Genomic DNA, 24,747 nt, shown 5'->3' on the forward strand with positions numbered 1-24,747 from the left:
ATTGGCCGTTTTGTGTACCCAGAAGCGATGATGACACTTCATTGCCCAATGCTTTATCACTGCATTCCAAAAACCGAAAGCGCCATCACCAATGGCGAATTCAGGAGCAATACTGTTATCTTGGGACGTTAGTTATGAAAAAACTTCAAGTCAACTAATCTCTGACTCCCTATACCCATCGACAACGGCTAGCATTTCCTTGCGGCAGGTATCCATCGACACCTATGACAATAAGCAGGCAAAGATTGTCATCCATTCAAACTTTGCAGTAAATACCATCGGACTAAATGTAGACATACCGCCGTTTACTTAGGTCGCGCTTACGCCACTGGTTGCATTCTGCTTCCCATTGCTACTTGAGTTAAGAAACACTGTTTGCTGAAAAGCCCTTGGCTTACTTACCTAAGAGCGATTCCAAGTCTGGCTGCATATCGCCCGTGGAGATCTCACAAAGATAAAGCCAAGGGATAAGCTCTTCTATGTTTTTGGTTCGCTTGAGATAGGACGGAATCAGTGTGCTGTTGAACTTGATACCTCTCCCTATTCTATCTCGAACCTTTGGGATTTTGACGATAATGTCGACGAGCTCAGTTTGTAGGTGCTACTCAGGCAAATGACCATTGCGAACCACTCCCTGCGTTCCGTTATCTTGGAGTGCAGTAAAATTATCGAGCAAAGATTGGACCTTGACTTTTATAGCTTGAGCCAACAATTACTGTGTACCTTGTTTTAGCAGTTCATTAAGAGGATTTTATAGTTTATGAAGTTCAGTAACGTTATGATTATTATCCATGCGATATATTGCTTGTTGGTTGTTGATCTGGCGAGATCAATCAACAGGTTACACCGCATTATTTCCTACCCATATACCAGAAATCACTATAAGCTCCGCAAGTTCTTGATTTGGGATATATTTTTTAGTTGGTCAAAAATAGTTTTAATAATAAATCGTTTCCGGAGCATCAGGCGGGCCCAAAGTTTCATCACTTTAGGTTTCATATTCTTTTTTATACTCGTTATCAGTGTCACTCTCTTGTCTGGAAGTTCCCGCTGCAATGGACCAGAGATATAACCTTTTTCTCCGTATAAACACCCCCAAAGCTCGTCAGCAAGTTCCGACACAGGCTTTTTATCATCCACGCTAGCCGTCGTCACTTTAACTGATATAATGTACTCTACTCATTGATAATAAAGTGTAATTTTAAGCCGTAAAACCACCCCATCCTTCCTTTTTCTTTCTTCTCGGTACCTTTAAAAACCTGATGTCTGAGAATACGTAAGTTGTGACAAACCTGTCACTTAGATGAATCAACAAAGGCAATCGCTGTCGGCCTTGCCTGACGGTGAGTGAGGTAAGATTAAAGCAGAACCAGAACACCTTGCATGAGTTTGAGCGTCCTCGTGTAACTAACTAATCCAGGAAATTTATTGGTGAGGTAGCGATAAACAAAGTGGATGTAATAAGTTTTAAAGTCTCGATATCCCGATTTATGGGAAGCTATCACTATCGTCATCACTTCGCTAACTGAGAGGCGGAAAGGCTTTTTTCTTTGTTTGATACCGGAAGAAATTAGGTGTCTTTTCCATACAGGGAGGAAAGTTTGGCAGAAGTCGTCGACATCGACGAAAACAGCATCTAGGTTATTAATGCCAAAATCCTCGTGCAGTCAATAGTTTATTTCAAACGATAAGATCGCGACTTGGGCATTTAGTTCATTTCTTATGCGCAGTTCAGGTTAATTACAATGCTCAAGTTAGTTAAGCGCTGGCAAATTTGAAAACGATGGACAGGCCTTAAACCCTACCATATATAGTTTCTGAAAGAAAATTCCTAGGTAAAAGAACAAAGTTATAAGACTTGATATGCCTGTTCACCTGAAGATAAATTAGGACTATAAAGAAATTAGGATCAGTGCATTATAGGCCTGATTTTATCAATAATACCCCTTCCATTACTTTAAAATCCTCACGTCAGATAACGATACAGAGTTCGCCGAGCATAAAGATGTTGCTGAAATTACAGACGCTGATTTCTATTTTGCCAGACCTTATAGGTCAAGTGATCGGGGATTAAAGGAGCATACAAATGGTTTGATAAGACGCTTTTTATCCAAGGAAACTCTTTTCAATGAAGTCAGTAATGAGCAAATTGCCAAGATAAAACACATCCTCAATACACGTAATAAGGCGAGTCTTAGATATCGCTTTCCTAACGATATTTTTTTAGAGTATTTAATGACGACTTAAGATATAACACATGTACATTTCAAATTATGGTGGCGTTTAGGTTTAAGGAGCCTGCCATTATCTTCAATAGAATTACATTAACTGTTTTATTTGGCGTTGTTTCATAAATATCTGAACTAATCGCAATTCCTACGATCAGATCATAATGAAATTAAGCGTGAAGTGATGACAGTAAAGGCCAAGCATAAGATCAGCAACTGGAAACAATATAATCAAGCATTAGTAAACCGAGGATCAGTGACTTTCTGGATACCGCGATTGAAACTGAACTAATGGTAAAAGATATTTGCGAGCTTTCACTTCGTGGATTAAAAGGCTTTCTCAATTCGGTTTTTACGTTGATGAATGTCACGATAAAATTCTCTACATACACTTTTATTAGTGATACGTTCGAAGACCGTAGAAGTTAAGTACCGTTTGCCAAGTCGAGGAGCTGTCGACCACGTCGTTATTGATGCCACAGCTCTAAAAATATACGGTGAAGGTGGATGGGAAACGTATAAACACGGTAAGGCGAAGCGCCTATCTATCGCAAATCTCATCTTGCAGTTGATGTATTTACTCATGAGGTTATGGCTGCAAAAGTTAGCCTAGTTTCTGTAGGTGACAATGCGGTTTTACCTACATTTATTAACCTATTAAGACGAAGAATACAACAAGTCAGTGCTGATGGAGTCTATGACACAAAAGCAGGTCACCACGTACTGAAGAACAAAGTAATAACGCCCACTATTCCACCTCGAAGCAACACGGAGTACTGGGAGAAAAGGCATCCTAGAAATGAAGCTATCAAGGCGTTAAAAGAGGATAAACTGGCGGAGTGAAAAAAGGACAGGAGTTATCACAAACGGTCATTAGTAGAGACAGCAATGTTTTGCTATAAGCAGTTGCTCATTCCTAAACTCACTCTTCGTAATTACAATTCTCAAGTTAGTGAAGTGCTGGCACATGTGAAAACGATGAGCAAAGTTATAAAACTCGGTATGCCTATTTACCAGCAGATAAATTAAGAATGTAAAATAGATTGAAATCAGTGCGTTATAGGCCTGATTTAATTAACAATACCGTTTGATTGGAGAATGTTGGAGTACGGACTTGAATTCAGAGATAGGCATGAGGCATAAAAAGAACCATATATTGTAGTGACCATAACTATATTAGAATTCTTACCATACTAAAACAACAGGAAATTTTACTGATGAAAAAATTAAAAGTTTATTGTTTTATTCTTTGTATGATTTTAATCCTCTTAGGGGGGATTGGGGCAAACATGATTTTTGAGGTACCTAAGACATCTAAATTAGCTTCGGGTGACAATAATCTACGTTGTCTTGATTACAAACCCACAGCATCTATAGATGTTTCAGAGCCATTACATATTGGAGTTTGGAATATTTATAAACAGCGATTGGACGGTTGGAAACATGAACTTCTGACGCTTTCTCAGAAAGCGTCATTGATCTTGTTACAAGAAGCTCAATCTTCATCAAATTTATCAGACTTTGTCGCAGTACATGGCTGGCATAGTAACCAAGCTTTTGCTTTTGCAATGAATGGAAAAATTACTGGGGTAATGACATTGTCAGACCTAGTACCGCAGAGGGTATGCGCTTACACTATAATAGAGCCATATTTACGATTGCCAAAGAGTGCACTTTACAGTGAGTTTCTGCTTTCAAATGGACGGATACTTACTGTCATCAATATCCATAGTATCAATTTTACGTTTGGTATTGAAGAATATCTAGAACAGCTTCGTGCGTTGATTGAGGCTGTAAAAGTCCTTCAGGGGCCTCTTATCATTGCGGGAGATTTTAATACATGGAGTGAGCTAAGGCTGCAAACGATCAAAACAGAATTAAACACAATTGGCTTACAAGAAGCTAGTTTTTCTCCTGATATTCGTCTTAAATTTTTTGGTTTGCCTCTGGATCATGTTTTCTACCGAGAATTGATCCTAGAAAGGGCGAGCAGTAAAGAGACAGAATCCTCTGATCATAATATGATTGTAGCAACATTCTCATTTAATAATAAGTAGGATCTGTTGATTAAATTTGGCCTATAACATGCTGATCTCAATCTTTTTTATAGTCTTAATTTGTCTACTAGCAAACAGGCATACCAAGTCTTATAACTTGGCACATCGCTTTCATATTTGCTAGTGCTTCACCAACTTGATCATTGTAATCCACCTGAACTGCGCATAAGAAATGAACTAAATGCCCACGTCGCAATCTGATCGTTTGAAAAAAACTATTGCCTGCATAAGGACTTGGGCATGCATGACTTAGACGCTGTTTTCGTCGATGTCGACGACTTCTGCCAGACTTTCCTCCCTGTATGGAAAAAAGACCTCATTTCTTCCGGTGTCAAACAACAAAACAAGCCTTCTTGCCTCTCAGCTAGCGAAGTAATGCTGATAATGATAGCTTTCCATCAATCGAGATTTAAAAACCTATTATATCCACTTTGTTTACCACTACCTCTCTCACCGTCAGGATTCCCTTTGTTAATTCGTCCAAGCTACAGGTTTATAACAACCTACGCATTCTCAGACATCAGGTTTTTAAAGGTACCAAGAAGCGAGAAAAAGGAATGATGGGGTGGTTCTACGGCTTCAAATTACACCTCATTATCAATGACCAAGGTGGCATTATCTCAGTCAAAGTGATGACGACTAACGTGGATGATAGAATCCTGTGGCGGAAATGGCTGACGATATTTGGAGGTATTTATACGGAGACAAAGGTTATATCTCTGGTACATTGGAGCGGGAACTTGCAGACAAGGGAATGATACTGGTAACTAGTGTAAAAAAGAAACATGAAATCCAAAGTGATGAAACTTTGGAACCGCCTGATGCTCCGACAACGATTTATTATTAAAACCATTTTTGACCAACTAAAAGACATATTCTAAATCAAGCATTCTTGGCACCATAATTGTATCAGCTTTATGGTCAACTTACTGGCGGGGTTCATTGCGTATTTATTTTAACCAAAGAAGCTAAGCATCAAGATAACTCGGTTTGATAAGCAAGTGCTTATGCAGATCTGAGGTTAAATCACATTTCATACGTTCTAAAACCAAGAAACTAAGATTGATGAGAAGATACAATAATCTTCATAACTTGATTGATTACAAGGAGAGAGATTTTATCTCTTCTTTTGAAACCTAAAATTTAATATTTGTCCTGAGCAGGAAGGCAAAACTAATAGAAATAGTCTATATCGGTAAAAATAGCGTCTAAATTATTAATGCTAAAGTACCTTTATGACTTATTTTTAATCCAAACTATCAAAGCGTGAATTGGGCATTTAGTCCATTTTTTATGCACAACTCAGGTTGAATACATAACAAAATATCCTACCGTTATTTTTAAAGAAATGGCATTACCAACTTTTTTGGAAAATATCACACTTCCGACTTGGATTCAGGCCTATTCGAGCAGCTCAAAGCCACAAGTCCATGTTGAATCACCCACAACGGTGATGTTACGAACAATAAAAGTGCTTGGTATGGTTTTTAGTTGAATCAGAGATTCAACTAAAAAGTTGACCCGTAACGGTATACTAATAAGATTATATTTTAAATAAAAATATTATACTTGAGTTTGCCGTTCTTGAAATCTCTTTGCAAATGTTAACAGATTATGAGAATTCACTGGATCTAGTTCAGTTGTATTGATTACCCCAGCGTCAAGCTTTCTTCGTTGATGACCGCAAAGATTATAATACACATCTTCACCTAAGTTATGCGTCCTAAATGCAGGAAAGTACAGAGCTACCGGCGTTATACAATGATTTAGCCTCGTACTAGTAATTCCTGATTGATGAAAAGCATCTGCTTGTTTGCTACATAAGTCATAATCTCTTTCTTTTGCGGTAAGAAAAACAGGTTCCGGTATATTAAATTGCTTTCGCAGATTTACGTCTGAAATGTTTTCTAGATATGCTGGTACGATTTGGGTCGTTTCTACGGCATCGTTTGAAAGTAACGCGAGCATCAGCGCAAAATCAGACCGACGACCCTGCGTAACCGCGAGGTTTAAATCTCCTCCAAGTTGTGTATCAGAAATTAAATGGGTCTTATTTAGAGTATGAGTGTGAATTTGCATATTTATCTGCTATATGCTTAGTTAGTTCTTGTGTATCGACATAAATCATATCTGCTTTAGGTATCTTTTATATTTTTCTTCTTACTTACTAGTAAAACATTATTTCTCAGTCATTTTCCTGATAAGCATCACTTCCTTTATGTCTACAAGGAATGTGACTTTCCCGTAAAATGTGAGTATTTTAAATACTCATACAACATCACGAATGCTAATTCGTAGCCATAGGGAAGACTTGTGGATACAGGGAAAGATCACGAACATTTTTTAATCGATAAATGATCAGTTTGACAATGAGAACTAGTATTGATTGATTTAATCAGGCCTATAACGCACTGATCTCAATCTCTTTTACAGTCTTAATTTGTCTTATGGTGAACAGGCATACTGAGTCTTATAACTTTGTTCATCGCTTTCACTTTTGCTAGTGCTCCACTAACTTGATGATTGTAATTACGAAGAGTGAGTTTAGAGCTGAGAAACTCTTTATAACTAAACATTTCTGTCTCTGCTAAGGAGCATTTATGATAACCCCTGTCCTTTTTAAAGTCTTTACAGCTTCATTTCTAGAATGCCCTTCTTCCAAGTATCCCGTGTTGCTTCGAGGTGGAATAGTGGTATTATTCCTTTGTGATTCAGTACAGGGTAACATGCTCTTGTGTCATAAGCTCCATCAGGAGCTATGGTCAAACAAAACCCTTTCCATCATACCAAGACTTACACGAAGGATTGGTATAATTATTACCTTCCTACTTTTAATCTTATCCACTTCAATCAAATCCTTCCAACCTTAAATTATCAATTTTTCTATTTAAAAATTAGAGGCTGCTTCATAGATCAGTAGGTTACCAACTCTAGTCACCAACTCTCTGAAACATTTGATGCTAATATTACACTCTCGTATAAGACTTATTTTGTGTTTTACACAGCTGATGTATAACTTTAACGAAATTCATGACAGACTCCTGCAGAAATAAACTCACCGCATTTTACACAAGGAAATTCTATCAAATATAAAACGGTAAACTGCTTGTACTTTCTACCATAAAAACATTGCACAACTATTTTCCTCTTACAATATGGCTGTGAAAATGTCCAATTTTATTTCTTGTTCAGAACTTGGTAAGGATCACCTGTGATCGGTAATAAATATTCTCTTAGCTATAAAGATGCCGGTGTTGATATTGAAGCAGGAAATACTCTAGTTAAACGAATAAAAAGTGTTGTAAAACGAACTCTTCGTCCTGAAGTAATGGGTAGTATCGGTGGTTTTAGTGGGCTGTGTGAATTACCCACCAAATATAAACATCCTGTACTTGTGTCAAGTACAGATGGTGTAGGGACAAAGCTATACTTGGCAATAGACCTGAAAAAGCACGATACCATCGGTATTGATTTGGTTGCGATGTGTGTGAATGATTTGATCGTACAAGGTGCAGAACCCCTGTTTTTCCTCGATTACTACGCGACTGGGAAACTAAATGTGGATACTGCCGCAGCGGTGGTCAACAGTATTGGTGAAGGTTGCTTACTGTCAGGTTGTTCACTGATTGGGGGTGAAACTGCAGAGATGCCTAGTATGTTTGAAGGAGGATACTACGATATTGCAGGGTTCTGCGTGGGTGTTGTGGAAAAAGAAGACATCATTGATGGCACAAAAGTCAGTGTTGGTAATGCGCTTGTCGCCATCGCTTCATCAGGACCTCATTCAAATGGTTACAGCCTAATCCGTAAAATCATCGATGTGGTTAATGCTGATGTTGCAATGGAACTTGACGGTATATCCTTGGCTGATCACCTTCTTGAACCGACCCGTATTTACGTTAAACCGATGCTTAAAATGTTAGAAAGCTGTGATGTATATGCTATTTCTCATATCACAGGTGGTGGTTTCTTGGAAAACATCCCACGTGTATTACCGGAAGGTATGAAAGCAGTTGTCGACAGTATGAGCTGGGAATGGCCTGTCATTTTCAAATGGCTGCAAGAAAAGGGTAACATCACTCAACACGAAATGTACCGTACCTTTAACTGTGGTGTCGGTTTGGTTATTGCATTGCCTGCAGAGCAAGCTCAACCCGCGATCGATATTCTAAATCAAGAAGGCGAGAACGCTTGGTTATTAGGTTACATCGAAAATGCAGCCATCGACGGAGAGCAAATTGAAATCAAGGAGTGATCATGAAAAATATAGTGGTGCTGATTTCAGGAAATGGGTCTAATCTACAAGCTATCATCGATCGATGTCATCGACAGAACGGCATCAATATTGTTGCAGTCATCACCAATAAGGATAAGGTCTATGGCCTTATTCGTGCAAAAAAGGTCGGAATTGATACAGTTGTGGTGCCCTGCACTGTCACTACAAATCGAAGCACGTACGACGCTAGATTGATGACAATCATTGATAGCTATCAGCCAGACCTTGTTGTCCTCGCAGGATTCATGCGAATTTTAACACCACAATTTGTCCAGCATTACTACAGTAAGATGCTCAATATTCACCCCTCCTTGTTACCAAAACACTCAGGATTAAACACTCATCAACGCGCCATTGATGCCAGAGATGGGGTACACGGAGCGTCCGTGCACTTCGTTACCAAGGAGTTAGATAGTGGCCCTGTTATTCTTCAAGCCTGTGTTCCCATTTTTAAAGAGGATGATATGTACAGCGTTTTTAACCGTGTACAAGAACAAGAACATTGTATTTATCCACTTACTGTTGAATGGTTCTGTCAGGGGCGTTTAAAAATGGAAGAAGGAAAAGCGATCCTAGACGGCCAAACGCTTGGGACTTCAGGCTATAATATGGGTTAATTTCCCAATACTCAGCTGACAAGAGACAAGCCACTTCATTTATCAATCTTATTCATTGATAAATAAAGCTTTATACCAATTTCAATTGGAATTGCAGGTAAGCATTTCACCAAGATGAAAGACACAGTATTCACCTGGCTGCATTTTGCTCCATGTTTCATTATGGGTCAGGGGGTGGGTGGCGATCACCGTCACTACATCATTGGGTGTTGTTTCTTTTTGAAAATCAACCGTTACATCCTCATCAATTAAGCTAGCATGGCCAAACGGCGCACGTCGCGTGATCCAATGAAGATTGCTTGTACAATATGCCATGACATAATCACCATCGCTAAACAGCATATTAAACACACCTAGACTACGCAGTCTGTCACAACACCTAGCAATAAAACGGAATACTTCTGTCATATTCTCTTGCTTTTCAGCATAGTTCTGTTCGATTTCATGCAACAACCAACAAAACACATTTTCACTATCTGTTTCTCCGACAGGTTTAAAGTGCCCAGAAGATAAATTTTCATAACCTGATAGCTGACCGTTATGTGCATAGGTCCAATAACGTCCCCAAATTTCGCGTGTAAACGGATGGGTATTTTCCAAACTGATCCCTCCACGATTAGCTTGGCGAACATGGCTAATAACCGAACGGCTTTTAATCGGGTAATGTTGAACCAATTCAGCAATCTTTGATTTATAGCTAGGATCCGGATCTTTAAATGTTCGAAATCCCTTTCCCTCATAAAACGCAATGCCCCATCCATCTCGATGAGGGCCGGTGTTTCCCCCTCGCTGGATCAAACCAGTAAAACTAAAACAAATATCGGTCGGTACATTGGCACTCATACCAAGAAGTTCACACATAACTTGTCACGCTTTCCTTAGAGAATGCCTGATTTAGCATTTCTTTTTCGACTAGTTGGATCAAGATGTGAATAATTTTAATATGTACTTCCTGAATACGATCGGCGTAACCAAAATGTGGTACGCAAATTTCAATATCTGCTAGACCTGCTATTTTACCACCATCCTTACCTGTTAGAATAATAGATTCCATGCCTTTGGCTTTTGCTGCTTCAATCGCTCTCAAAATATTAACCGAATTACCTGATGTCGACAGACCTAACAGTACATCGCCTTTTATACCCACGGCTTCAAGGTAACGAGAAAATATAAATTCATAGCCAAAATCATTGCTCACACAAGAGATGTAGCTTGAATCAGAAATGGCAATCGCTGGATAACCAGGGCGATTTTCGCGATATCGTCCAGTCAATTCTTCAGCAAAGTGCATCGCATCACAGTGAGAACCACCGTTGCCACATGACAGCACCTTACCACCTGAATTGAAGGTATTTACCAACAGCATCGCCGCTGCTTCAATATCTGTGATGTTCTTATCGTCCTTAATAAACCTATCCAGTACATACACTGCTTCGTTTAGCTCTGAGCGAATGAGATCTTGGTACATGGTAACCCTCTATTTATCGTTGAAGGGCGTATACAAGCCGACAAAACAACTATTCAAGTAGTATACTACTATTAAACTGTAGATTATCGATATATACTGGCTACTTACCACTTAGCTGGTAAGTTAAGTAAAAGTAACTGGATAAAACACATTTCAGCCTAGTTTCTTGATTTACGCTATATAGCGTAAATCTTTAATATGACGGATCCTAATTTTATATTTCATTAATAATCCACTTATAATTATGTAATAAGACCTCGTATCAATTCAAGACAAATTGATGGAAAAGAAAACCAAACATGGAAACAAATCTGTACTTAGATTACGTATATATACCCAATCAACTTACAAATTCAGGTTTGAATACCTCATTTTGATGTTAAAACGCGGAGCTTATTTCATTGGGCTAATTCAAGATCAGATCTGCATACGCGCTTGCTTATCAAGCCGAATCATCTTGATGCTCAGTTTCTTTGATTGAAATGAATACGCGATAAGCCCCACCAGCAAGTTGACCATAAAGCTGATACAACTACGGTGCCGAGAATGCTCGATTTAGGATATATTTTTTAGTTAGTCAAAAACGGTTTTAATAATAAATCGTCTCCGACGCATCAGGCGGTTCCAAAGTTTCATCACTTTAGGTTTCTTTTTCACACCAGTTATCAGTGTCACTCCCTTGTCTGCAAGTTCCCGCTCCAATGGACTATTGATATAACCTTTATCTCCGTATAAATACCTCCGAATATCGTCAGCTATTTCCGCCACAGGCTTTCTATCATCCACGTTATTCGTCGTCACTTTGACTGAGATAATACCACCTTGGTCATGGATAATAATGTGTAATTTGAAACCGTAGAACCACCCCATAGTTCCTTTTCCTCGCTTCTCAGTACCTTTAAAAACCTGATATCTGAGAATGAACAGGTGTGAAAAACCTGTAGCTTAGACGAATCAACAAAGGCAATCTTTGACGATGAGTGAGGTAAGAGCAAAGCGAAACCAAAATACCTTGCATGAGCTTGAGCATCCTCGTGTAGCTAACTAATTCAGGAAATTTGTTGATGAGGTAGTGACAAATAAAGTGGATGTAATAGGTTTTAAAATCTCGATACCCCGATTGATGGAAAGCTATCACTATCGTCATCACTTCGCTAACTAAGAGGCGAGAAGGTTTGTTTCTTTGTTTGACACCGGAAGGCATTAGGTATGTTTCCCATGAAGGGAAGAACGTCTGGCAAAAGTCATCAACATCGACGAAAATAGCGTATAAGTTCTTCCTCCTCAACTCCTTATGCAGTTAATAGTTTTTTCAAACGATCAGATCGCAACTTTAGTATTTAGTTCATTTCTTATACGCAGCTCAGGTTACTTAGATGAAAGTAAATCTGCCAAGAATATACCTCGAACGTATGATCACTCTAAAAAAGGAAGTCCATGCTATGGAGTTCAGGATGGGCACTAGAAAGGAAAAGTCAACACCATTTGTACTATCATCAATCATATTTTTCTAACGTTTCGCTTAGTAATTGGAAGTCTCGATGCGGAGGCATTTCATGCATGGATCAAACAAGATTTACTTCCGAAAGTTCCAGATTAAGCTGTGATTGTTATGGATAATGCGAGTACTCATAAGAGTAGCGACACACTGAAAGCAATTAAATCTCGTGGTTGTACTTTAGAGTGGTTTCCTCCTTAACAGTCCCGATATTAACCAAATAGAACATAAATGGGCAAAAATGAAGTCTAAGTAAGAAGAAAAGAGCGCTGTTCCATTGACAAGCAGTTTTATAAGTATGTGGATTATACCTATTTATTGTGATCTAGCTATAGAGTTAATATTTTAAACGTTATCTGAGGAATTCTGTTTGAAATACACAAGAGCACAAAACGTCCTGTAAATCGCGCTATGCACGATTCTGAGATACTTAAGGATTTTTTGGGGTCAAAAAACCTGAGTTTTATTAGAAATACACGCTACATCGTAGCCTAAGCGCCTTAATGGTCATTTTAAAAGGACTAGATGCTAACTATTAGTTATGGAGGCTAAATTTCTGAAGAAATTTAATAATTTTACCGTAAACAATCACCCGACAGACAGGTGAGAATTCACTATGATTTATTGCATCACTCCTTGGATAGATAACGCTGACGTCTGGGGTTCTTATAACAACATGTAATATAGTCATAAGGACATGCCTTAAGCCCCACCACATATAGTTTCTAGGAGGGAATTTCTAGGTGAAAGAACAAAGTTATAAAATTCGGTATACCTGTTATCCAGCAGACAAATTAAGACTGTAAAAAAGATTAGGATCAGTGCGTTATAGGCCTAATTTAATTAACAACACCCGCATCGCAGGTACATTAAACTGCGAATTATACCGTGTAAACAACATTAAATAAATGAAAAGAGAAGAAGCACATATTCCTCATTTGTACCTATCTTGTTTCCTACACCTGCTGATTTATCAGCAAATTATTCTTGAGGAGGTTTATCCAGTTTGTCTTCCCTTGGATTAAACAATTTCCTCGCTTGAATTTTACGAATAATGAGCCAAGTTAAAATAGCCAACACCAGAAGCAATATATTGCCAACGATGATAGTAATCAGTGCGATCTTACTTTCTTCCTCGCGTTCCAATATATGCCGTTTCTTACTTTCAATATGCAGCCATCCGCCTTCGCTAACTTCACGCTCGATTTTCGCCTGCTCAATAGAGGCATAATCCACCACAGTGAAAGTTTGTTCTGGCAATTCAAATACCAAGGATCTCTCTGAGATCTTATCAGTAGCATAAAGCCAAGCATGCCACTTATGCCTGCCTGGCTCATTAGAATCATCAATATTGAAAGTTAGTCTTGTATATTCACCCGAAGCTTGTCCCTGATAAACCGATAATTTTCCATTACTATCTGTAAACTCGGCGTGTACAGCGATGGTTCCTGGTTCAATACTCGCTGTGTCTGATTCAACAAAAAAATGGTGTGGCAATTCTTTTTTACGGCTTTGTTTGAACATAGCTATTAATGGTGGAGGATACACTAACACTTCCTGCTCAAGTGTTCGAAAAAACACGCCGTTTCCTGAAGTAACTCTAGTTCGGTATTTACCTGGCATCACATTAACAGGCAATTCCACAGTGAATACACCATCACCAGCATATTCATCTAAACCAGAACCATCATCAATAAACCGTCCTAATATTCTTGTTTTTGGTTGTTGATCTACGGGAATCCCTTCAATGCTTTCAATGAATTCAGTAAATGTGACTGCAAGTTCAACACTATCGAGAAATTCACGAAGGTTCAGTGGATTACCATCCTGCATCAAACGTGCCGTAAATTTAACTTTTTCTCCTTGATACAACCGATCAGGAAAAATATCGACATTCATGCTCAGGTTTGAAAGGATACGAATTTTATTATCAGGAGTTACTTTACCAATAGCTTGCCAAGGACCTGGCATTGGGTTTAAGACAGATATGATATCCATATCATACTCTTGATGCCAAGAGACTGTATATGGATGACGCCACGCATACAATTTCAAACCGTCAGGCTGAATGAGAATAACTGATTTACTATGTTTCTCGCGATAAATGAGAAAGGTAACTTGTGTGATGGTAGCATCGATACGAAATCGGTTATTTAGTAAGCGAATATCACGATCTGATGTTTGTTCTGCCATGGCATTGAATATTATCAATAATACAAGCAGTAACCCAACCAAGTCTCCTCTCATAAACTCTTCTATTACCTCCATAAACATTTGCCATTTTTTTCAATGGTGTCTAGCCGCACATTATGCTTTTCTACATCATCGGCAGATGCATAGATGATCTTTAGCGATTTCATTCTATCTTCTACACGTCGAATATACTTTCCATCCTGATGGTGTTCATCGCTATCTCTAAACACTAGTACTGTCTGTCCACCGGTCATCAACAGATAAATATCCGCCAATATCTCAGCGTCTAGCAATGCTCCGTGCAGCGTACGGTGAGAATTATCGATGCCATACCGTTCGGTGAGTACATCCAAATTATTTCGCTTACCTGGAAAAATTTTCTTTGCCATGGCCAAAGAATCGGTGATCTTACAAAAATCTTGGGTTTTACCAATGCCTTTACCCAACATTTGGAATTCATGATCCATAAAACCAACGTCGAAGTTCACGTTATGCGCGACTATTTCAGCTCCTCTTATGAATTCTAAGAACTCCTGATGAACATCTGCATAAGTAGGTTTATCCACTAAAAATGCGTCGGTAATGCCATGAATGGCAATCGCTTCTGGATCAATTTCACGATCTGGCTTGATGTAAACATGGAAATTTTTACCTGTGAGCTTACGCTTGATAATCTCCACAACACCAATTTCAATAATCCTATGACCTTCATAATGAGGTCCACTATCACGGTTCATACCCGTAGTTTCTGTATCAAGAACTATTATTCTTTCGTAACTGGCTTTCATAGCGTCACTTATGTCAGACTTGATGATAAATTTACTTAAATAATAACAAATATGGTTAAGCAGGTAGAAATTTTTACGGACGGTTCTTGTCTCGGCAATCCAGGACCTGGCGGGTATGGGGTTGTCTTACGCTACAAACAGCATGAAAAAGAACTCAGTGAGGGCTTCAACCTTACGACTAATAATCGTATGGAGTTGCTAGCCGCCATTATTGGGCTCGCCAGTTTGAAAGAATCCTGCACAATAACGTTGACCACAGACAGTCAGTACGTCCTCCAAGGCATTACCAAATGGGTACACAATTGGAAGAAACATGGATGGAAAACAGCAGATAAAAGACCTGTTAAGAATGCAGATTTGTGGAAACGTCTCGACGAGGAAAGTCAGCGTCACAAGGTTAACTGGCAATGGGTGAAGAGCCATGTAGGTCATTTTGAAAATGAACGTTGCGATGAATTAGCTCGCCACGCTGCAGAAAAACCAATATATTCAGACGAGGGATACAAATCCAACAACTAATGACCCCTAGATATCACTAATGTATCATCAGTGCGATAATTTACCCTGACTGGGGACAATCGCTTACGCAATCTCCATTCTAGCCTGATTGGTTTCAACGGATAGGTTCGCTTCCTTGCCACAATGAAATACAACGAACCAATCATGGGAAGAAGGCCAGAAAATGCGTTCTCAATCCATGCACCACTGGTTCGATGTTTCGTAGCTGGGATCAAACCAAAGCACGACAGATCAATAATCTCGTAGTTAAGTACACCCAGCCAATCTCGCACTCTTAATGGTGTAAACATCCGTCCATTCCATGGAAGACAATGTTTACGCAAATGAATAAGCCGTTGAATTCCCATTAAACTACTCGGATTCACACCAGTAACAATAAGGTAACCATCATCTATCATGATCCTGTCTATTTCGCGTAAGAGTTGATGTGGATCATCAGTATAATCTAGTTGATTTGCAAGAATACAAACATCAAATGCTTTACTAACAAAAGGCAAATTATAGATTTCAGATTCGACATTACGTAGGGGATTTAACTTATCAATACAGACCTGATGCTGAATGTTACAATGTCTGCTCACCAATTCACAGCTCAAACCACCAAGCTTGAGCATGTGGTAACCGAACATACGTGGCAGCCACTCATCAAGTCTCGTTTGTATATGCAAGCCTGCCCATTCGCCATGTGCGAATTGAGCCCATGTATAGGGGTATTCTAAAGGGCGTTGGCTACATGCTAGTTTCATAATTAATGATGTCATAGCTGGAGAGTAAAATGCTATCTATATTAAACATACCTGCATTCAATGACAATTATATCTGGCTACTAGAAGCTAATGATAATCATTGTGCTATTATCGACCCAGGTAATGCCGTACCAGTATTGGAAGTCCTTGAAGAACGAGGCCTCCATCTCGACGCCATATTGATTACACATCATCATCATGATCATGTTGGTGGTGTCCCAAAGCTTAAGGCGTGTTTTCATGATCTTACAGTTTATGGCCCTACCACCACTCGTTTTCCTTATGTCACGCACCCGCTAAGCAACAACGGTAAGTTCGTATTGTTTAATTCCATTTTTACTGTTTTCCAAGTTCCTGGACATACACGGGACCACATCGCTTATTATGCTGATGGTATGTTGTTTTGTGGTGATACACTCTTTTCTGGTGGATGTGGACGCCTCTTTGAAGGTACTCCGGCACAGATGCTTGCATCACTTACAATTCTGACCTTGTTATCAGACAATACCAAGGTATATTGCGCACACGAGTATACTCAAGCCAATTTAAAGTTTGCTTTGGCTGTTGAGCCTAATAATTTTCTACTCAATCAGTATGCATCTGACGTCAATGTATTACGCACAAGTGGGATGAGTACCATACCAAGCTCCATAGGCAAAGAGAAATCCATTAACCCTTTTCTACGCACCCATTATGCGTCTGTAAAAGCAGGAGTGAAACACCGAGTTGAATGCACATCAGATCTTGACACTTTCACAACCCTAAGACGCTGGAAAGATGAATTTTGACATTCGCCCATTGTAAGTACTGCTACAGGCTGATCAGTATCAGACATTTTTTGAAAGGTCGTCACGTATGAAGTTACGATATGTTCTAACCTGTTCGATTCTCCTTATAGGATGTCAGCTCTCCAAGACAAATAACATCGAAACAATAAGGATGATACCAGAGAAAACAACCACCAATCAACAAATAGAAACCAATTCCATCGTGGTAAAAGAAGATCCAATTCCTCATGCCGTTACACCTCAAGCTCAAGAAAATATCTGGGATCGGATCACGATGCAATTGGAGTTAGCCGTTCCAGATAAGCAACGAATAAACTACTATCGCAACTGGTATCTCAAGCATCCACAACACTTGGAAACGGTCGCCAAACGTGCGGAACCCTTCTTATATCTGATAACAGAGAAAGTTGAAGCACGCGGTATTCCGCTTGAAATTGCATTACTTCCAATAGTTGAAAGCGCCTTCGACCAGTTTGCATACTCACACGAGCAAGCAGCTGGTCTTTGGCAATTTGTACCTGACACTGGACACCGTTTTGGTCTTAAACAAAATTGGTGGTATGACGGTAGACGTGATGTTATAGCGTCAACTGATGCTGCATTAGATTTACTTGAGTACCTTCACAAGAAATTTAATGGCAATTGGTTTCATGCTTTAGCAGCCTATAACACTGGTGAAAGACGAATATTTATGGCCATCCGTAAAAATAAATCTATGGGTAAACCAACTGATTTTTGGTCACTCGATTTGCCAAAAGAAACCAGTGAATATGTACCAAAGTTGATCGCAGTTGCAGATATCATCAAACACCAACACAAATATAAATTATCTCTGCTCCCCATTGTAAATAAGCCTGTAGTTGGGACTGTTGATCCTAACGTGCAAATGGACTTAGCACAGGCAGCAAACTACGCTGGATTATCTCTATCCGAACTTAAAAGCCTCAACCCTGGCTACAATCATTGGGTAACATCACCGAATGGCCCAACACATTTTCTTTTACCTCACAATAAAATTGACAGGTTTAAGCGAACGTTTTCGGATAATGGTAATAAAAGTATAAATATCACCCGCTACAAGGTAAAAACTGGCGATTCTTTGAGCCTCATTGCACAACGTCACCATACAACAATAAAAGTGATAAAACTTGCCAATAGCCTCGATAGCTCTAATATTCTCTCAGGTCAACACCTGATAATACCGAATGGATTAAAAGTCCAAACCAAATATTCATTGAATGATCTACGACGTTTTGCTAAATTTTCAAGCAAGAAAAATAGTGACTACAAGTTGAGTTACAGGGTTAAACAAGGTGACAGCTTCTGGAAAATTTCTCTCGAACAGGATATATCATACAAAGACTTGGCACGCTGGAATGGCATGAATCTGCAAGACCCACTACATATTGGACAAAAACTGACAATGTGGAAAAGAGCAGATGACAATGTACTCATTCGGACTATCCTTTATTCAATTCGTGAAGGAGATTCATTAAGTAGTATTGCTTTACAATATAACGTATCTGTATCCGAGTTAGTAAAATGGAATTCCCTAAAAAAGCATGAGTATCTCAAGTTGAGACAAAAACTTAAGATCTACATTGACATATCTGAAACTAACTCAAAAACACGATAAAAATCGACAAACCAATGGTATGCTATTTTCTAATTTCATGTTATCTACATAAAGTCATTGCTCATCTACTTCACAGATAAGCACCATTTCATATACATGTACATGCCTTTAAGCACCACACATATAGTTTCTGTGAGAAAATTTCTAGGTGAAAGAACAGGGGGCGGAATCAAGTACAACAGCATACTGGTTACGCCCTATATCAAGCAAACCCAAAATATAGAAGCGCTTATCCCTTGGCTCTGTCTGCGTGGGATCTCCACGGGCGGTGTCAGCCATCCCTGAAATCTCTCTTAGGTAAGCAAGCCAAGCGGTTGTCAGCAAACAGTGTTTCTCGACTCAAGCAACAGTGGGAAGTAGAATACGACCAGTCGCGCAAGCGCGACCTCAGTAAACGTCGGTATGTCTATATTTTGGCCGATGATATTTACTGCAAAGTTAGAATGGATGACAAACTTTACCTGCCTGTTGTCATAGGCGTCGATAATACCAGCTACAAGGAAGTACTCGCCGTTGTCGATGGGTACAGGGAGTCAGAGGTTAGTTGGCTTGAAGTTCTGTCACAGCTAACGTGCCAAGATATCAATATCTCTCCTTAACTCGCCATTGCTGATGGTGCTTTCGGTTTTTTAAATACAGTGATAAAGCATTGTCCAACGACGCGTCATCAGCGCTGCTGGGTATACAAAACGGCCAATGTATTAAACAAAGTCCCAAAATCCGTTTAACCAAGAATGAAAGAAGCGCTTCGTGATATTTGGATGACGGAGACATAACAAGAGGCACATAAAGCCTTCGGACAGTTCAAAATACGATATGGTGCTAAATATCCAAAAGTAGCGGAGTGCCTGACCAAAGACAAAGTAGAAATTCTGGCATTTTACGATTTCTCCACCGAGCACTGAATACATATTCGAACGACAAACCACATTAAATCAATATTTGCAACGGTGAGGCTAAAACGAACAACACCAAAAATTGTGGAAGCCTAAAAACGACATTGGCAATGGCCTGCAAACTAGTGCAAACCTCTGAGGTTAACTGGCATAGGTTGAGAGGCTTTAAATTGCTCTCAGATATCATCAAAGGCGTGAAATTCAAAAATGGCATTTGTGAAATAAACGTCAATCATCAGGACACTGCTCTGAAAGCTATACCCAGATTTGATTATAGCTCACTATTCCACTTCAAAGCAACGCGGGGTACTGAAGAAATGACATCCTAGAAATGAAGCTGTAAAGGCGTTGAAAGATGACAAACTGGCGTAGTTTAAATAGGACAGTGGTTATCACAAACGCTCATTAGCCGAAATAGAAATTTATAGCTATACTCAGTTATTCAGTCCTAAACTCACTCTTCGTTATTAAAATTATATAAGTTGCTGAGGCACTGTAAATGTGAAAGAAATAAACAAAGTAATAAAACTCGGGATACCTGTTCGCTAGCGGATAAATTAAAACTGGAAAGAAGATTTTTGTCAGTGCATTATAAGCCTGATTTAATCAACAACACCCCTTTAAATCACAATCAATTTATTGAATACATGATCGGAAAGGCACCCGATTCTAGATGCCAAAACAAGAAATAAATCTTTGCTCTTTTCAATCAGTGAAGTAATAATGACTATTATATTTTTATCATCAATCTGGATTTCTTGATTATAAAACGTCTTACACCTACATTGTATACCATCACCTAACAGATAAATTTCCTGATTTGGTCAGCTCTACGCGGATGCTTGTCTTGATGCAAAGTACTCTAGTTTCCCTTTATCCTTCTCTGAGTCATTGTCAGGCCAAACCTCCAGTCAATGTGTTCATTAATTCAACTAACCTACAGGTTTGTCATAATTTACGTATTCTACGGCATCGCGAATTTTAAGGGGATGTTAAACAAGGTAAGAGGTCATGAGATAGTTTTATGGCTTTACACTTCACCTTCTCATGAAAAATGAAGGCGGTATTATTTCAATAAATGAAGCAACAATCAATGTTGAGGACAAAGAATTGCTTGATATGGCCGATAATCTCTGAGGATTACTCATTGAATATATAACCAAGATCTAAGGTGAATTAAACCGTTGCCTGAATTAAGTCATAAAAAGAACGAAAAATAACCGGCTGTGATACAAAAAGAGGTATTATTATAACTACCTGTTGTACAACAAATTTTGTAAAATCTCGGTGTTTAAAATAACCACCACGAGAAAGTTTACTTTCGTATGAATACGGGTGTTACCAGTGCGGGGAAATAAACTTATTCCGAGGTTAAAACTAAATTGTAAAAATGTTTTGTGTTTACGAAACATTCAATCAACTAGTTGTAAATGTTAACTTAAGGGACAATTTAACTCAGGAGAGATAAATGTTAAAACCTGACATGAATATAGCTGATTACGATCCAAAGCTTTTTGCTGCGATCCAAGAAGAAACAGCACGGCAGGAAGAGCACATTGAACTTATCGCTTCAGAAAACTACACCAGCCCTCGTGTTATGGAAGCGCAAGGTTCCCAGTTAACCAATAAATACGCCGAAGGCTACCCAGGTAAGCGTTATTATGGGGGCTGTGAATTCGTAGATAAAATAGAAAGGTTGGCTATTGATAGGGCGTGTGAGTTGTTTGGGTGTGAATACGCGAATGTCCAACCACACTCAGGATCCCAAGCGAACAACGCGGTTTATATGGCGCTACTAAACTTAGGCGATACTGTATTAGGCATGAGCCTTGCGCATGGCGGTCACCTAACCCACGGCTCCCCTGTTAACTTCTCTGGTAAGTACTACAACATCATTCCGTATGGTATCGACGAAGCGGGTCAAATTAACTACGATGAAATGGAGGAGATGGCAGTTGAGCACAATCCGAAAATGATCATCGGTGGTTTCTCAGCTTACTCACAAGTTGTAGATTGGGGGCGTATGCGTCAAATCTCTGACAATGTTGGTGCTTACCTATTTGTTGATATGGCTCATGTTGCGGGTCTTATTGCAGCAGGTGTTTACCCAACACCAGTACCACACGCACACGTTGTAAGCACTACGACGCACAAAACTCTTGCGGGTCCTCGTGGTGGTCTGATCTTGTCTAATGCAGGTGAAGATATGTATAAAAAGCTAAATTCTGCGGTATTCCCAGGTGGTCAAGGTGGTCCTTTGATGCATATCATTGCTGCGAAAGCGGTAGCGTTTAAAGAAGCCATGGAGCCTGAGTTTGTAGAGTATCAACAACGGGTTGTCAATAATGCTAAAGCAATGGTGGTACAGTTCCAACAGCGCGGTTATAAAATCGTATCTAACAGCACGAAAAATCACTTATTCTTAGTTGATTTAATTGATAAAAATATCACTGGTAAAGAGGCAGATGCAGCATTGAGTTTGGTAAACATTACTGTGAATAAAAACAGCGTGCCGAATGATCCACGCAATCCATTTGTAACTTCTGGTATTCGTGTAGGTTCCCCTGCGATCACACGTCGTGGTTTCACAAAAGAAGACGCGAAAGAATTGGTAAACTGGATGTGTGATGTGTTAGATGATATTAAGGACAAGGACGTGAGTGACGTGATAAAAACCAAAGTGCTGGAGATTTGTAAGCGCCTGCCTGTTTATTCTTAAGATAGCATCCGCTAAGTAAAACATCTATGGGTATACAGATACTTAGATATAACAATCTGTTCTTATTATACATTATATTTATATTTTCCACCTACTAATTAGGTACAATAGCTAATCAACTTGGAAATGTAAGTTTCGGCGTACATTACTGATGTCATAATCAAAGCATTATTCTGTTGGTTGAAGCCCTATCAAAAAGGAATAACACCGAGTATAGCATCAGTAAACTCGCCCTACGGTAGGGAATCAGTATGTCAATTACGTCGTTACATTCCCCGTGAAATATACCTATCAAACTGAACTCTACATAAGAAATAAACTAAATGTCCAAATTGAGATCTGATCGTTTTAATCAGAGCACCAGTCGCAAAAGGATTTTTTGCATGGTGTTGTTGATTAAATCAGGCCTATAACGTATTGATCCTAATCTTTTTCATAGTATTAATTTGTCTGCTGGCAAATAGACATCACGAGTCTTATGACTGTGTTTATTGCTTTTACATTTACTAGGGTTTCACCAACTTGAGCATTGTAATTAACCTCAGATATAAATTAAGCGCTTGCTTATCAAACCTAGTCATCTTGATACTAGGCTTCTTTAGTTGAAATTAATACGCGATGAACCCCGCCAGCAAGTTGACCATAAAGCTGATATAACTACGGTGCCGAGAATGCTCGATTTGGGATATGTTTTTTGTTGGTCACAAACGGTTCCGATAATACATCGTTTCTGGAGTATTAGGCATCCCAACTTTTCATCACTTTGGGTTTCATATTCTTTTTTATACCCGTTATTAATGTCACTCCCTTGTTTGCAAATTCCCGTTCCAATGGACCATAGATATAACCTTTATCTCCGTATAAACACCCAAAGCTCGTCAGTTGTTTCTGACATAGGCTTTCTATCATCCACGTTAGCCGTCGTCACTTTGACTAAGATAATGCACCTTGATCATTGATCATAAGGTGTAGTTTGAAGCGGAGAACCAGCCTATCGTTCCTTTTCCTCGCTTTGAGGAACCTTTAAAAACCTGATATCTGAGAATGCGTAGGTTGTAACAAACCTGTAGCTTGGACCAATCAACAAAGGCAATCCCTAACGGTAAGTGAGGTAAGAACAAAAAAAACCAAAATACATTGCATGGACTTGAACATTTGCGTGTAGCTGACTAATTTAGGAAATTCGTTGGTGAGGTAGCGGCAAACAAAGTGGATGTAATAGGTTTTGAAGTTTCGATATCCAGATTGATGGAAAGCTATAACTATCGTCATTACTTCACCAACGGAGAGGCGAGAAGGCTTGTTTCTTTGTTTGACACCGGAAGAAATGAGATGTTTTTTCCATGCAGGGAGGAAAGTCTGGCAGAAATCGGCGTCATCGACGCAAACAGTGTCTGAATCAGACAATGCCCAAGTCCTTATGCAATCAATAGTTTTTTTCAAACGGTCAGATTGCGAATTTGGCATTTAGTTCATTGCTTATACGCAGCTTAGGTTAATTAGGAAGAGTAAGTTTAGGACTTAGTAACTGCTTATAGCGATGCATTGCTGTGTCGGCTAATGAGCATTTATGATAACCACTGTCCTCTTTACACTCCGCTAATTTAGCTTTTTTAACTCTTTTACCGCTTCATTTTTAAGATATCATTTTCGTAGTAACCTACGTTGCTTAGAGGTGGAATAATGGGTGTTATTCCTTTGTTATTCAGTACGTCTTCTGTGTCATAGGTTCCATCAGTACTGACTTGCGATATCTTTTGCCGTAATGGGTTAAGCAATATAGGTAAAACCTAATTATCCCCCATAAAAACTATGGTTAACCTCGGTGGAGATAACCGCATGAGTAGACACACCAACCGCAAGATGAAGTTTGTGCCAGATACACCCCTTCTCCTTACCGTATTTACGCGTTTTCCATTCACCTACACCGTATACCTTTCAACCTGTGGCATCAATAACGACGTGGGCGACAGCTATTCAACTCGACAAACTGTACTTAACTTATATGGTATTCGAACACTTACTAATGCAAGTGTATGTAGGGGATTTCAGCGGGACATTCATCAACGTGAAAATTGAATTGAGAAAGCCTTTTACATCCACGAAGGGGGATATTGAAAATACCTTTCACCATCAGTGCCGTTTCAATCTCGGTATCGGAAAATATAAACCCATGGCTAGGATGAACGTGATGCTTTAGACAATGCCATACCTTAATGGCAGTGGTGTCTATCTAAAAAGTGACTGAGCCTCGGTTTACTCATGCTTGATTATATTGTTTCCAGTTGCTGATCTTATGCGTAGCCTTCCCCATAATC

The 24,747-nt window shown here is 39.2% G+C and carries 18 protein-coding genes and 7 pseudogenes; 13 read left to right on the forward strand and 12 right to left on the reverse strand.

What is annotated here, in order from left to right; all coding sequences use genetic code 11:
* Window positions 1-888 precede the first annotated feature (888 nt).
* Window positions 889-1,649: pseudogene (locus BTN49_RS22575) on the reverse strand (IS982 family transposase); the annotation flags it as partial.
* A gap of 307 nt (window positions 1,650-1,956) precedes the next feature.
* On the opposite strand from BTN49_RS22575, the pseudogene BTN49_RS21240 reads away from it, so the two are divergent.
* The 3 genes and pseudogenes from BTN49_RS21240 to BTN49_RS10185 form a co-directional block, all read left to right on the forward strand.
* Window positions 1,957-2,247 (forward strand): annotated as a pseudogene (locus BTN49_RS21240) (IS30 family transposase); the annotation flags it as partial.
* Between the two features lie 165 nt (window positions 2,248-2,412).
* Window positions 2,413-3,257, forward strand: a pseudogene (locus tag BTN49_RS10180) (IS5 family transposase).
* 188 nt (window positions 3,258-3,445) lie between these two features.
* On the forward strand, window positions 3,446-4,285 hold the full coding sequence (locus BTN49_RS10185) for an endonuclease/exonuclease/phosphatase family protein (RefSeq protein WP_097357086.1): 840 nt from the start codon (window positions 3,446-3,448) through the stop codon (window positions 4,283-4,285).
* A gap of 67 nt (window positions 4,286-4,352) precedes the next feature.
* Here the strand turns inward: BTN49_RS10185 and BTN49_RS19385 are convergent, their stop codons facing one another.
* Complete coding sequence (locus BTN49_RS19385) at window positions 4,353-4,481, reverse strand: hypothetical protein (RefSeq protein WP_263363911.1); 129 nt, start codon at window positions 4,479-4,481, stop codon at window positions 4,353-4,355.
* A 44-nt stretch (window positions 4,482-4,525) separates the two neighbouring features.
* Here BTN49_RS19385 and BTN49_RS22580 point away from each other — a divergent pair.
* Window positions 4,526-5,244 (forward strand): annotated as a pseudogene (locus BTN49_RS22580) (IS982 family transposase).
* Window positions 5,245-5,848: 604 nt separating this feature from the next.
* Here the strand turns inward: BTN49_RS22580 and BTN49_RS10195 are convergent.
* Together BTN49_RS10195 and BTN49_RS18340 are read right to left on the reverse strand one after the other, a co-directional pair.
* Window positions 5,849-6,364, reverse strand: a complete 516-nt coding sequence (locus BTN49_RS10195) for a VC2046/SO_2500 family protein (protein ID WP_097357087.1) — start codon at window positions 6,362-6,364, stop codon at window positions 5,849-5,851.
* A gap of 356 nt (window positions 6,365-6,720) precedes the next feature.
* A pseudogene (locus tag BTN49_RS18340) lies at window positions 6,721-7,045 on the reverse strand (IS5/IS1182 family transposase); the annotation flags it as partial.
* 451 nt (window positions 7,046-7,496) lie between these two features.
* On the opposite strand from BTN49_RS18340, the gene purM reads away from it, so the two are divergent.
* Window positions 7,497-8,540, forward strand: a complete 1,044-nt coding sequence (purM, locus tag BTN49_RS10200; RefSeq protein ID WP_097357088.1) for a phosphoribosylformylglycinamidine cyclo-ligase — start codon at window positions 7,497-7,499, stop codon at window positions 8,538-8,540.
* A gap of 2 nt (window positions 8,541-8,542) precedes the next feature.
* Window positions 8,543-9,178 (forward strand): phosphoribosylglycinamide formyltransferase, encoded by a 636-nt coding sequence (gene purN / locus BTN49_RS10205; RefSeq protein WP_097357089.1) that lies wholly within the window; start codon window positions 8,543-8,545, stop codon window positions 9,176-9,178.
* An 81-nt stretch (window positions 9,179-9,259) separates the two neighbouring features.
* Here purN and BTN49_RS10210 read toward each other — a convergent pair whose 3' ends face one another.
* From BTN49_RS10210 to dnaQ, 5 genes and pseudogenes are all read right to left on the reverse strand, one after another.
* On the reverse strand, window positions 9,260-10,039 hold the full coding sequence (locus BTN49_RS10210; RefSeq protein WP_097357090.1) for a class II glutamine amidotransferase: 780 nt from the start codon (window positions 10,037-10,039) through the stop codon (window positions 9,260-9,262).
* A complete protein-coding gene (gene lpcA, locus BTN49_RS10215; protein ID WP_097357091.1) occupies window positions 10,032-10,646 on the reverse strand; it encodes a D-sedoheptulose 7-phosphate isomerase in 615 nt (204 codons plus the stop codon). The genes BTN49_RS10210 and lpcA overlap by 8 nt, the downstream gene beginning before the upstream one ends.
* A 417-nt stretch (window positions 10,647-11,063) precedes the next feature.
* Window positions 11,064-11,910, reverse strand: a pseudogene (locus BTN49_RS10220) (IS982 family transposase).
* Between the two features lie 1,215 nt (window positions 11,911-13,125).
* Window positions 13,126-14,379 carry a TIGR03503 family protein gene (locus tag BTN49_RS10225; protein ID WP_241896503.1) on the reverse strand — a complete coding sequence of 418 codons (1,254 nt, stop codon included), beginning with the start codon at window positions 14,377-14,379 and terminating at the stop codon, window positions 13,126-13,128.
* 23 nt (window positions 14,380-14,402) lie between these two features.
* Window positions 14,403-15,125: a DNA polymerase III subunit epsilon gene (gene dnaQ, locus BTN49_RS10230; protein WP_097357092.1), complete on the reverse strand. Its 723-nt coding sequence runs from the start codon at window positions 15,123-15,125 to the stop codon at window positions 14,403-14,405.
* Window positions 15,126-15,176: 51 nt separating this feature from the next.
* Here dnaQ and rnhA point away from each other — a divergent pair, with 51 nt between their 5' ends.
* Window positions 15,177-15,644: a ribonuclease HI gene (rnhA, locus tag BTN49_RS10235; protein WP_097357093.1), complete on the forward strand. Its 468-nt coding sequence runs from the start codon at window positions 15,177-15,179 to the stop codon at window positions 15,642-15,644.
* Here the strand turns inward: rnhA and BTN49_RS10240 are convergent.
* Entirely contained in the window at window positions 15,641-16,390 is a 750-nt protein-coding gene (locus BTN49_RS10240) for a methyltransferase domain-containing protein (protein ID WP_097357111.1), read from the reverse strand. The genes rnhA and BTN49_RS10240 overlap by 4 nt on opposite strands.
* Window positions 16,391-16,419: 29 nt before the next feature.
* On the opposite strand from BTN49_RS10240, the gene gloB reads away from it, so the two are divergent.
* The 6 genes from gloB (at window position 16,420) to glyA (ending at window position 22,429) form a co-directional block, all read left to right on the forward strand.
* A complete protein-coding gene (gene gloB / locus BTN49_RS10245) occupies window positions 16,420-17,178 on the forward strand; it encodes a hydroxyacylglutathione hydrolase (protein ID WP_097357094.1) in 759 nt (252 codons plus the stop codon).
* 67 nt (window positions 17,179-17,245) lie between these two features.
* Window positions 17,246-18,814 (forward strand): lytic transglycosylase, encoded by a 1,569-nt coding sequence (locus BTN49_RS10250; protein WP_097357095.1) that lies wholly within the window; start codon window positions 17,246-17,248, stop codon window positions 18,812-18,814.
* Between the two features lie 236 nt (window positions 18,815-19,050).
* Window positions 19,051-19,413, forward strand: coding sequence for a transposase (locus BTN49_RS10255; RefSeq protein WP_097357096.1), 363 nt, complete (start codon window positions 19,051-19,053; stop codon window positions 19,411-19,413).
* 407 nt (window positions 19,414-19,820) lie between these two features.
* Window positions 19,821-20,039, forward strand: a complete 219-nt coding sequence (locus BTN49_RS10260; protein ID WP_097357097.1) for a hypothetical protein — start codon at window positions 19,821-19,823, stop codon at window positions 20,037-20,039.
* 509 nt (window positions 20,040-20,548) lie between these two features.
* Window positions 20,549-20,695 carry a hypothetical protein gene (locus BTN49_RS14205; protein ID WP_158523734.1) on the forward strand — a complete coding sequence of 49 codons (147 nt, stop codon included), beginning with the start codon at window positions 20,549-20,551 and terminating at the stop codon, window positions 20,693-20,695.
* A gap of 483 nt (window positions 20,696-21,178) precedes the next feature.
* Entirely contained in the window at window positions 21,179-22,429 is a 1,251-nt protein-coding gene (gene glyA, locus BTN49_RS10265) for a serine hydroxymethyltransferase (protein ID WP_097357098.1), read from the forward strand.
* Window positions 22,430-23,040: 611 nt separating this feature from the next.
* Here glyA and BTN49_RS22585 read toward each other — a convergent pair.
* Both BTN49_RS22585 and BTN49_RS14210 read right to left on the reverse strand, forming a co-directional pair.
* Window positions 23,041-23,836: pseudogene (locus tag BTN49_RS22585) on the reverse strand (IS982 family transposase); the annotation flags it as partial.
* 215 nt (window positions 23,837-24,051) lie between these two features.
* Window positions 24,052-24,207, reverse strand: a complete 156-nt coding sequence (locus BTN49_RS14210) for a hypothetical protein (RefSeq protein WP_158523735.1) — start codon at window positions 24,205-24,207, stop codon at window positions 24,052-24,054.
* Window positions 24,208-24,747 lie beyond the last annotated feature (540 nt).

Source organism: Candidatus Enterovibrio escicola, from assembly GCF_002464935.1.
GTDB lineage: Bacteria > Pseudomonadota > Gammaproteobacteria > Enterobacterales > Vibrionaceae > Enterovibrio > Enterovibrio escicola.

Bases quoted from the DNA above. Each gene is read 5' to 3' on its own strand.
- BTN49_RS10185 (WP_097357086.1), top strand. From the start codon at position 3,446: ATGAAAAAATTAAAAGTTTATTGTTTTATTCTTTGTATGATTTTAATC.
- BTN49_RS10195 (WP_097357087.1), bottom strand. From the start codon at position 6,364: ATGCAAATTCACACTCATACTCTAAATAAGACCCATTTAATTTCTGAT.
- purN (WP_097357089.1), top strand. From the start codon at position 8,543: ATGAAAAATATAGTGGTGCTGATTTCAGGAAATGGGTCTAATCTACAA.
- BTN49_RS10210 (WP_097357090.1), bottom strand. From the start codon at position 10,039: ATGTGTGAACTTCTTGGTATGAGTGCCAATGTACCGACCGATATTTGT.
- lpcA (WP_097357091.1), bottom strand. From the start codon at position 10,646: ATGTACCAAGATCTCATTCGCTCAGAGCTAAACGAAGCAGTGTATGTA.
- dnaQ (WP_097357092.1), bottom strand. From the start codon at position 15,125: ATGAAAGCCAGTTACGAAAGAATAATAGTTCTTGATACAGAAACTACG.
- rnhA (WP_097357093.1), top strand. From the start codon at position 15,177: ATGGTTAAGCAGGTAGAAATTTTTACGGACGGTTCTTGTCTCGGCAAT.
- BTN49_RS10240 (WP_097357111.1), bottom strand. From the start codon at position 16,390: ATGAAACTAGCATGTAGCCAACGCCCTTTAGAATACCCCTATACATGG.
- gloB (WP_097357094.1), top strand. From the start codon at position 16,420: ATGCTATCTATATTAAACATACCTGCATTCAATGACAATTATATCTGG.
- BTN49_RS10250 (WP_097357095.1), top strand. From the start codon at position 17,246: ATGAAGTTACGATATGTTCTAACCTGTTCGATTCTCCTTATAGGATGT.
- BTN49_RS10260 (WP_097357097.1), top strand. From the start codon at position 19,821: ATGGCCTGCAAACTAGTGCAAACCTCTGAGGTTAACTGGCATAGGTTG.
- BTN49_RS14205 (WP_158523734.1), top strand. From the start codon at position 20,549: ATGCTTGTCTTGATGCAAAGTACTCTAGTTTCCCTTTATCCTTCTCTG.
- glyA (WP_097357098.1), top strand. From the start codon at position 21,179: ATGTTAAAACCTGACATGAATATAGCTGATTACGATCCAAAGCTTTTT.